The 9,386-nt window shown below is 44.5% G+C and carries 10 protein-coding genes; 1 reads left to right on the plus strand and 9 read right to left on the minus strand.

Going from position 1 to position 9,386, the window contains the following annotated elements; all coding sequences use genetic code 11:
• From Q0198_RS00705 to Q0198_RS00745, 9 genes are all read right to left on the minus strand, one after another.
• Positions 1-157, minus strand: a 157-nt coding sequence (locus tag Q0198_RS00705; protein WP_297893889.1) for a formate hydrogenlyase maturation HycH family protein, incomplete at its 3' end; no start/stop codon positions are given.
• Positions 154-978 (minus strand): NADH-quinone oxidoreductase subunit B family protein, encoded by an 825-nt coding sequence (locus tag Q0198_RS00710; protein WP_297893879.1) that lies wholly within the window; start codon positions 976-978, stop codon positions 154-156. The genes Q0198_RS00705 and Q0198_RS00710, both read right to left, overlap by 4 nt.
• A complete protein-coding gene (locus Q0198_RS00715; RefSeq protein ID WP_177386902.1) occupies positions 975-1,514 on the minus strand; it encodes a formate hydrogenlyase complex iron-sulfur subunit in 540 nt (179 codons plus the stop codon). Before Q0198_RS00715 ends, Q0198_RS00710 begins: the two co-directional genes overlap by 4 nt.
• On the minus strand, positions 1,511-3,247 hold the full coding sequence (locus Q0198_RS00720) for a hydrogenase large subunit (RefSeq protein WP_005871901.1): 1,737 nt from the start codon (positions 3,245-3,247) through the stop codon (positions 1,511-1,513). Before Q0198_RS00720 ends, Q0198_RS00715 begins: the two co-directional genes overlap by 4 nt.
• Before the next feature lie 2 nt (positions 3,248-3,249).
• Positions 3,250-4,731: a hydrogenase 4 subunit F gene (locus tag Q0198_RS00725; RefSeq protein WP_297893882.1), complete on the minus strand. Its 1,482-nt coding sequence runs from the start codon at positions 4,729-4,731 to the stop codon at positions 3,250-3,252.
• Between the two features lie 2 nt (positions 4,732-4,733).
• Complete coding sequence (gene hyfE / locus Q0198_RS00730; protein WP_291936441.1) at positions 4,734-5,378, minus strand: hydrogenase 4 membrane subunit; 645 nt, start codon at positions 5,376-5,378, stop codon at positions 4,734-4,736.
• Between the two features lies 1 nt (position 5,379).
• On the minus strand, positions 5,380-6,318 hold the full coding sequence (locus tag Q0198_RS00735) for an NADH-quinone oxidoreductase subunit H (RefSeq protein WP_291936444.1): 939 nt from the start codon (positions 6,316-6,318) through the stop codon (positions 5,380-5,382).
• A 10-nt stretch (positions 6,319-6,328) separates the two neighbouring features.
• Entirely contained in the window at positions 6,329-8,302 is a 1,974-nt protein-coding gene (locus tag Q0198_RS00740; RefSeq protein WP_297893886.1) for a proton-conducting transporter membrane subunit, read from the minus strand.
• Positions 8,299-8,898: a 4Fe-4S dicluster domain-containing protein gene (locus tag Q0198_RS00745; protein WP_005871891.1), complete on the minus strand. Its 600-nt coding sequence runs from the start codon at positions 8,896-8,898 to the stop codon at positions 8,299-8,301. The genes Q0198_RS00740 and Q0198_RS00745 overlap by 4 nt, the downstream gene beginning before the upstream one ends.
• A gap of 392 nt (positions 8,899-9,290) precedes the next feature.
• Between Q0198_RS00745 and Q0198_RS10910 the strand changes: the two genes are divergently transcribed.
• A partial coding sequence (locus tag Q0198_RS10910; RefSeq protein ID WP_366111749.1) for a hypothetical protein occupies positions 9,291-9,386 on the plus strand: 96 nt, incomplete at its 3' end.

A 9,386-nucleotide genomic window follows, 5' to 3' on the forward strand; every position in this document is an offset into this window, starting at 1 on the left:
ATTCTTCATCATCTATCTCAAGTACCTTTTCGCTAAAATCTATCGTACCTACGCCGTGACCGACGCAGGTGGAAAAAACCTTGATATCCTTTAGTTCTTTGGGTAAATTTTCGTTTTCGTCCATATGCCGCTTTGTAAGCTTAAAAACCTCAATCATCGTTTGCTCCAGACCTCTTTTTGCGGATCTATTTGAAATTCCTCCGTAGCGCGGGCGTATTTTAGATATACGTCATTGTGTAATAGCGCCATGCACTCCGCATATCTAGGATCCTCTTCGGTGTGGATAGCGTTAAGTAGAGCCTCGCGAGAAGCTTTTGGATCGTGAACGTCAGATGAGGTTTTGATCGCATCCATATATTTTGCAAATAAAACTCTTCCGAAAATATAGCTCATCAGCCTCTTAGCTTCAGCTTGCAGATCGCGCTCGAATAAAATATCGCCGATAACTGAACTCTTAACCGGTGGTGGAAGAGTGCTATCTTGCTCATAGCTCTTCTTTTGAAGCTTTTGATCGATGATGCCAAGCGCCATGCCAAGACCATAGATGATGCTAGCAGGATGCGGAGGGCAGCCTGGGATATAAACATCTACCGGTACAATCTTATCGATACCACTCCATACGCTATATGCGTCATGAAAAATTCCACCAGTGCTTCCGCAGGCCCCAAGAGCTACTACGATCTTTGGATCAGGTGCAGCCTCATAAGCGCGGAGCAGCGGATAATACATCTGTCGAGTAACCGGACCGGTGCAGACTAAGATATCTGCGTGGCGAGGGTTAGCTACGAGTTTAAATCCGAAGCGCTCCGGATCCCACATCGGCGTGATAGAAGCAAAAATTTCGATTTCACAGCCATTGCAACTTCCGCAGTCGATACGATAAACGCTGAAGCTTCGTTTGATATTTTTCAAAAGCTCCAACTTTGCGGTTAGATCGTTTGCGTTTTTAATATTTTCGGGGACTTGATACAAACTCATTTTATTGCCTCCTCTATACCTTTGGTCACTCTTTCGACCGCTTGAGCTTTTTTGCATTCAGGACAGATATAGAGATATTTTTTAGCTTCTTCTAATCTGCCTGGGAGCAAATTTGCAGTACTTAACTTTTCTAGCGTGTAATTGATGAGCCTTTTTGGGGTCATCGGCTTGCCGCAGCAGCTGCATTTTTCCATCTCAAGCTCGCCGTGTTGGATAAGCGCGCTTTTATCAAATTTTACCGCTAGCTCAAAGCTATTGCCGAGCCTTACCGCTCCCGTAGGGCATACCTCGTCGCAGCGTCCGCAAAATATGCAACGCCCGCAATCAAATTCCCAAATAAGCTTGGTTTGAGCTTCATTCATCTTAAGCTCGATCGCATTGGATGGGCAGGCGATACCGCACGCGGCACAGCCTATGCAAAGCTCATAGGTGTATTCAGGCTGCCCGCGAAAATTCTCGGGCACGATGTATGGCTCAAACGGATAAGCATAGGTCGCCTTACCATATTTTTCGGTAATGTCGAATAATTTCATCATCTTAAATCCTTTTTGCTAACCTTGCCGTCTTGGCAAAATTTCTTAAGGTCTTTTTCGGTTAGAATTTTACTCTTTCCGCTATTAATATCGACTAAAGTTACGCGCTCGGTGCATGAGTAGCACGGATCCATCGAGCATACGATTAGCGCCGCATCGGAGATGTTATTTCCGCGGAATTGAAATCGCAAGCTCGGCCAGTTGTTATACGTAGCGGCGCGACATCTCCAGCGGTAAACCTTCTGAGCGTTTCCTTGCATGATCCAGTGGACATTTTCGCCGCGCGGTGCTTCGTCGTGACCTAAAGCGTAGTTTTCCGGTCTGATCATAGTCTGTGGATCGATCATTATCGGAGTTTGCGGCATTTGATGCAAGCACTGCCTGATGATGTGGATCGATTGTTTAAGCTCTTTATATCTTACGACTTCGCGGCTAAATACATCGCCACCGTGCTCTACGGCTACTTCGAATTCTATCTTGTTGAAGAAATCATAGGGATGATCGTAGCGGTTGTCGCGTTTAAAACCGGAAGCTCTCATATTTGGACCTACCGGGCTAAAATCACGCGCCACTTTGCGATCTAATACGCCCACACCCTTCCAGCGACCGATTTGGCGTTTATCCTCCATCACAGCGTCCCAAATTTCAGAAATTTGAACGTCAAGTTTATTAATGATCTCGATGCTCTTGCGAATTTCATTGTCGGTCATATCGCGGCGAAGTCCGCCCATGATGACGTTGCCGTAGGTTTTACGGCCGCCGGTTACGAGCTGAGCTAGCTCCATGGAGTATTCGCGCACCCTAAAGATATGCATAAAGGCGTTGTAGTTGCCCGTTACCTCGCAGGCTAGACCGATATTTAAAAGATGGCTGTGAAGGCGCTCGATTTCAAGGCAGATGACGCGGATGGCTTGCGCACGAAGTGGAATTTCAAGCTTGATAGCTTTTTCTGCTGCTTCAATACACGCAATCGCGTGAGCGTAGCCGCAAATTCCGCAGACGCGCTCTGCTAAATAGCCCATCTGATCGTAATTCATTCGGTTTTCAGCTAGTTTCTCCATACCGCGGTGTTGATAAAACAAGCGGTAGTCTGCATCGATAATCTCATCGCCGTCGCAAAATAGTCTGAAGTGTCCCGGCTCATCGCTCGTTACGTGAAGAGGTCCAAGCGGAACATCCACTACGCCGTCGCCGCTAGGAAATAAAAACTCTGCATTAGGCTCGTCTTTATGATCTACAGGATCGGGCCTATAGCGATAGTCCATTGCGTCTTTGCGAAGTGGATGAAGCCCATCCGGCCAATCGTCGCTTAGCACTAAGCGGCGTTTATCAGGCAAGCCCTCGGCGATTAAGCCGAACATATCGAAAGCTTCTCTTTCGTACCATACGCAAGCAGGCACTAAAGGAGTAACCGACGGGAACGTCGGATCCGATCCGGGAATTAGCGTCCTAACGGTGATGAAGCATTTATCCTCTGCGGCAAAATCCTCCGCTTCGGTCATTTTGCCACCTTCCATAGATATCGCATAGTAAAGCGCGAAATTTCCGTTTAGCTCGCGCTCATCGTTAGGAATCATCGTGCTGATAAAACCGCCGATGTCATAATATAGCGTCTTAACCGCAAGCGGCAGATCATTTCTATCCACTAAAACGGTGATTTGATCCTCGGCTTGGCGGGTAACTTCTAAGACCTTGACTTTGGTCTTTAAAATTTCTATAAATTTATCGCCTCTCATTTTTAACCTCTCATCATTATTCTAACGCCGTTTTCGACGAGCATCCAAAAATCACCTACGTGCCATACGCCGAAAATTATCACTAAAGCGCAAAGCAAGATTAGCGGTAAATTTTCAAATAAGCTCATCTCTTTAGCATAAACCACTTCACCTTTAGGCGTACCGAAGCTCGCTAGATTAAAGTGCGCGAAGTCCGCGATGAAAATAATTACGAGCGCGATCGCAAATAATGCTACGGCTATGTATTGACCGCTGGCTATCGCGCCTTTGAAAACGTTAAATTCGCTTACAAAGATCGCAAACGCAGGAACACCTACGAGCGAGCAAACCGCAGCACCAAACATTATCGTAGTAAGCGGAGCGATTTTTACCATACCGCCCATTCTAGTCATATCTTTGTGACCATAAATTCTAGCGATATTGCCAGTAGAGCAGAATGCAAGAGCCTTGGTAAAGCTGTGAGCTAAGCAGTGAAAGATCGCGGCAAGCAAGCCAAAATATCCGCCGATACCTAGTGCAAATGCAATAACACCCATATGAACGACCGAGTGGTAAGCAAACATCCTCTTTACGTCGTGCTGACGAACAAGGAAAATTCCTGCTATAAATAGCGTGATCGTGCCCGAGATCAGCATCACGTGCTTAACGAAGTCTGGCCCTACCGCTTCGGCGGTTACCGCGTAATATCTAAATATCGCTAGCATCGCACATTTTAAAAGCACACCCGAAAGTAGTGCCGAAATCGGAGCCGGACCTTCTGCGTGAACGTCAGGAAGCCAAGTGTGAGTAGGAGCAAGTCCTGCTTTGGTTCCAAAGCCGATTAGAGCGAATATAAAGATAAGCTTAGCGGCATCTTTGTTTAAGCCTTTGGCGTGATCCATAATGCTAGTCCAAAGCATCGAAGCTTGGCCGTCGCCTGTGATTTTGAATGTAGCCGCATATAGTAAAACGGTCGCATAAAGCGCAAACGCTAAGCCGATCGAGCAGATGACGATGTATTTGTAACCGCTCTCGGTAGATTTTTTGTCTTTATGAATAGCGACCAAAAATACCGAAGCTAGCGTAGTAGCCTCTACCGCAGCCCACATAAACGCAACGTTGTTACAGATCACGCTAAGCGTCATCGTAAAAACGAAAACGTGGCAGAGCGCGTAGTATTTTCTAAGATCGCTAAGATCCAGATGACCGCCCTGTATCTCCCATTTCATATAGGTGGTGGAGTATAAATTTACCAAAAAGCCCGTTACAGCGATTAGCACTAAAAATACGCAACCTAAGCTATCTAGGAATAGGAATTTATCGTATGCGTAAAAAGCCTCGAAGTTGCCGCTGATAAGCTTGCCTACGTTACAGAGTAGCCCTGCGGATGTAACTGCAGAAATCAAAACGTGTAGCGAGCTTAGGAGCTTGAAATTCTTAGGGCATAAGAATAATATCAGCGCTCCGAGCAACGGAAAAATTAATATAAAAGCTAAACTATTCATCATTAACCCCTTAAATTCGAAGCTTTAGACGTATCAAGCCCGTCATAAGCTTTGTAAAATCTAACCGCCAAAATGCTCATAATAATAACCGCAAAGATCGCGTCGGTTAAAATTCCAAGCTCGACTAGCTCGTGAGAGTTGTAAGCCATAAGTGCAAGACTTAGGTGGATGCCGTTTTCAAAGAGGCAGTAGGCTAGAATTTGCTTGATGAAAGAATTTCTTAGCATGAAGCCGAAAATTCCCATCATAAATACGGTTACCGCCGCTATTAGAACGATTCTTTCTTGAATAAGAGAGAATTTAAGCAAGATCGGATTGATTGTCATCGCAATCGCTAGCGAAAATCCCATCGCAATAACGGGGCTTACGAAAAAGCCGCCTACCGGCTCATCCTCGCTGATCACATCCAGCTTTTTAACTAGCCAAAATAAAATTCCCGGCACGAAAATAACCTTCGTAAAAAACGCCACTATCGCCCAAATTCTAAGCTGCGGCGCATTGAAGTTAGAATACAGCATAAAAAATATGCTTACCAAAAATAGCGTCTGAATCGCGTAAATTCCGATCGAAAGTTTTAAATTTCTAAGTCCGAATACCGCGAGTGACGTTACGATCATACAAATTGCTAAAATATCGATACTATTCATCTTAAAATCCTACTACGTAAAGCGTTAATGCCGCAAAAGCAATGGCAAGAGCGCCGCATGAAATTTTGCGCATGCTCGAAGTCATTCTGAAGCGTGGTCCAAAGTTGTCGATGAAAACGGCTGCTACGTAAAATACGCCGGTTTTTAGCACAAAGATTATGATCGCCAAAAACGGATTGCTAAAATTCCACGGCTCAAATATCGTTAGGAATAATCCGATCATCGCAAATTGCTTCAAAATAAGCGCCGCTTGCACTAAGCCCAAATCGCTACCTGCATATTCGCCAAGTAGACCTTCTTGAAGCTCTTGCTCGGCTTCGGCAAGATCAAATGGCTTTCTGCCGGTCTCGACATACATGCACCATAAAAATGCAATCGAAGCGACAGCAAAGCTTGGAATTTGATAGCCGATCTGACCGCTGCGTACCATCCCCTGAATCTCAACTAAATTTGAAGTTCCCGCAGCCATCATTACTACGATTAGGCACATCATCATCACAGGTTCGACAAAAACGGCAAGCATCTGCTCACGTCCACCGCCGGTTGCGGCAAACGGGTTACCGCTATCTATTGAAGCCGCACCGAATACGAAGCGCAAAAGCGCGCCTAGATATAGGATAACGAAAATATCCGAATATGCTCCGAAAATTTTATCGGTGGTTGGATCGCTGTATGTAATAGGAATAGCCGCCAAAATCGCTGCCGAAGTAGCGAATAGGAAAAACGGCGCCCACCTAAATACCCAGTGGCTGCACGCAGGAACGGTTCTGCCGCGCTTAAAAAGCTTAATAATATCGCGGTAAGTCTGGAAAAAATCGCTTCCTTGTTTCGACTGAAGCTTGGCTCGAAGTTTTCTCGCCATACCGTCGAAGAGTGGAGCGACTAGGACGATAACCGCGACTTGAAATATCATTAAAAATATAGTTTGTATAGTCTGCATCTTAAACCTCCTAGATCAAGAAATATCCGACGCCCAGTATCGCGCAAAGATAGATTAGGATGTAAAGCGTATATAAATTTGCATAGCCGCTTTGAATAATTCCTATCTTATCGGCGACCTTCTTACTCCAATCGATTACCGGTTGATAAATTATCGTCCACCAAATGTCTTGTGGGTGGTTGTGATACTCGATCGGTCCGAAGTAGCCGTTTTGCTCTATTCTGCGTTTATGACCTCTAAATAACCAGTCCATAATCTTTCTTAAATCGCCGGTAAAAGGACCGCCGGTCATCTGCATGCGAGGGCTATATTTAAAGCCGCATGCCCAAGGATCAGTCTCGCGAGGTTTGTCACGATTTGCTTTCATAACCGCTAGGATGATAAACGGAAGCAGCATTGTAGAACACAAAATCACTGCAATAAGAGGAGTTGAAACGATACTTCCCAAAGGCGAAGTGATTGACGAAGCGCCTAGGCTTGCAACATACCCGCTATTGGAAGTGATAGAATTTACCGCCTGCATGATGTAATCGACTATGAAGTGTGCGCCTACACCAAATCCCACGCAGCCTATCATCAGTATGATCATTCCTAAAACCATCCCAAGAGGACTTTCTTTTGCATTTTCCCAAATTTTTTTATCTCTCGGGGTTCCTGCAAAGATTACCGCATAAAGCTTAAGGTGCATACCGACTAAAACGCCCGTAAGCGCAAGTGCGACTACTGCTAGCGAGAAAGCGTATCTGATGAAAATTCCGCTTTCCTTAGCGCCTTGAAGCATTCCTTGATAGGTAAACCACTCTGAAACGAAGCCGTTTACCGGAGGAAGCGCTGCGATACCCATGATGCCGATAAACATACCGACGGCAGTTAGAGGCATTTTTTTAGCTAGCCCTCCTAGCACGTCCATATTTTGCGTATGAGTAGCGTGGATTACAGAGCCTGCACATAAGAATAGCAAGCCTTTGAATATCGCGTGATTTACTACGTGGTAGCAGCCTGCTAAAAATCCGACTGCGGCTAGTGTTACATTGCCTGCTGCGACGCCGTAAATTCCAGTGCCAAGACCCAGCAAGATAATGCCGATATTTTCAACCGAGTGGTACGCAAGAAGTGCTTTAAAGTCGTGCTGGCACAACGCGTATAAAACGCCAAAAAGCGAGCTAGCTGCTCCTAGGATCAAAACTGCAAGCCCAAAATAAATGCTTAGTGGCAAAAATAGCGTAAATTTAACAAGCGTAAAGAGCGCTACTTTAATCATAACGCCGCTCATTAGCGCAGAGACATTTGATGGAGCCGCAGGGTGAGCTTGCGGTAGCCAAACGTGAAAAGGCCACATTCCAGCTTTTGAGCCGAAGCCGACCAAAAATAGCACGAAAGCAGCCACAGAAGCACCCATCGGCATATTTACTTTTCCCCACTCCGCAAATTCGAAGCTGCCTGCGTAGTTTGCAATGATAAGTAATCCACAGGTGATACAAAATGCACCGATCTGCGCTATACCTAAATATACCATAACGGCTTTGAGCGTGCCTTTGCCATCGTTTACTATTATTAGAAATGACGAAATTAACGTCATAAGCTCCCATAAAACAGCGAAGCAAAATACATTATCCGCACTGATGACTAAAAGCATAGATAAAATGAAGGTATTAAATAAACATGCAAAAACGCCAATATTTGCCTTTCCGATATATTCCTCAGCATAGCTCATACCGTAAACGCTGCTTGCAAAGCCTATAAAAACGACTACGAAGCTGAAGAAATTTCCAAGCGGACTTAAAGCAAATTTTGGCGCATATAAGAAAGTGCCGCCCAAAACGAAGCTATCGCTTACTCCCATATTGGCTACGAAATGACACATCGCATAAAAACAGCTGATAGCACCTAATCCAAATCCCACCTTAACGGCAGTTTTTGGAGCGCAGTATAAAAGAATACTAATTACTGCACTGACGATAAATAAAGTATAGACGCTTATCATTTTGCGCCTCCTTCTTTTTTGGCGACGCAACTGATTTCGCCGTTTAATACGTCTTTTGCAAAAGCATTAGCCGCATCGTAGTCTATCGCAAAGCCCAATTTATGCTTACCCTCTTTAGGATCTATCATAATGATAGCACTGGTTGGGCAAACCTCGACGCATGCAGGACCGTTTTCGCGTCCGTTGCATAGATCGCATTTGATGGCGGTGCTTTTGGCGCCCGCTTGGCTTTCGATCTCGAGATAATACTTCGGCTCGACCGCATAATTTACTGACGGCATAAGCTCGGCATTCGAGCTGATCGCGCCATAAGGACAGGCGAGCGTACACATCTTGCATCCGATGCAAATTTCTTCGTGCAATTCGATATAGTTATTATCGAAGCGAAGCGCACCGGTAGGGCAGACATTTGCGCATGGTCCGTCATCGCACTGCCTGCACTGCGTAGGCATAACGCCGTAAGCCTGTCTAAGCACGGTAAGTCGCGATTTAGCAAGCTTGCCGCGCTCGTAGGCACTTGAGTAACAGGCTGCCATGCACGTCGTGCAACCGATACATCGTTTGTAATCACAGATTACAAATTTATGTTGTTTCATACCTTTCTCCTTGACTTAAGGAATTTTAAAAATTTTTTACTAAAAATTTTGGTGTAATTATATTTAAGTCCGTAAAAAAATTCCGTCATTTATCTGACGATATTTGGAATTTATTTGATAAATTTGCTTTCAAAGCTTAAATTTGAAAACTAATTTCTTTTTTAAACCAGTTCGTTGATTATTTGCTTTAAAAGTCTAGTATATCAGTATTAAAGTATATTAAAATTTAAATTACTACTTAAATTACCCCAACTTACTCCTAATTATAATTGAAAAAATTCTTTTAGCTTAAGGCAAAATTTCAATTTTATTTTAGGTAAGAATTTATATAATTGTGCCGAAATTGCATATATGGTAATTTTGCATGTTTAGTATTTTCGAAAGGAGAAAATATGGCGAATAAAGGCAAGGTCATATGCCCTTATTGTGGCACAGGCTGTCAAATCGAGCTGACTGCGGAAGACAATTATATCAAATCCGCAACCGGC

Origin of the sequence: uncultured Campylobacter sp., assembly GCF_938045205.1 — a bacterium.
Classification (GTDB): Bacteria; Campylobacterota; Campylobacteria; order Campylobacterales; family Campylobacteraceae; genus Campylobacter_B.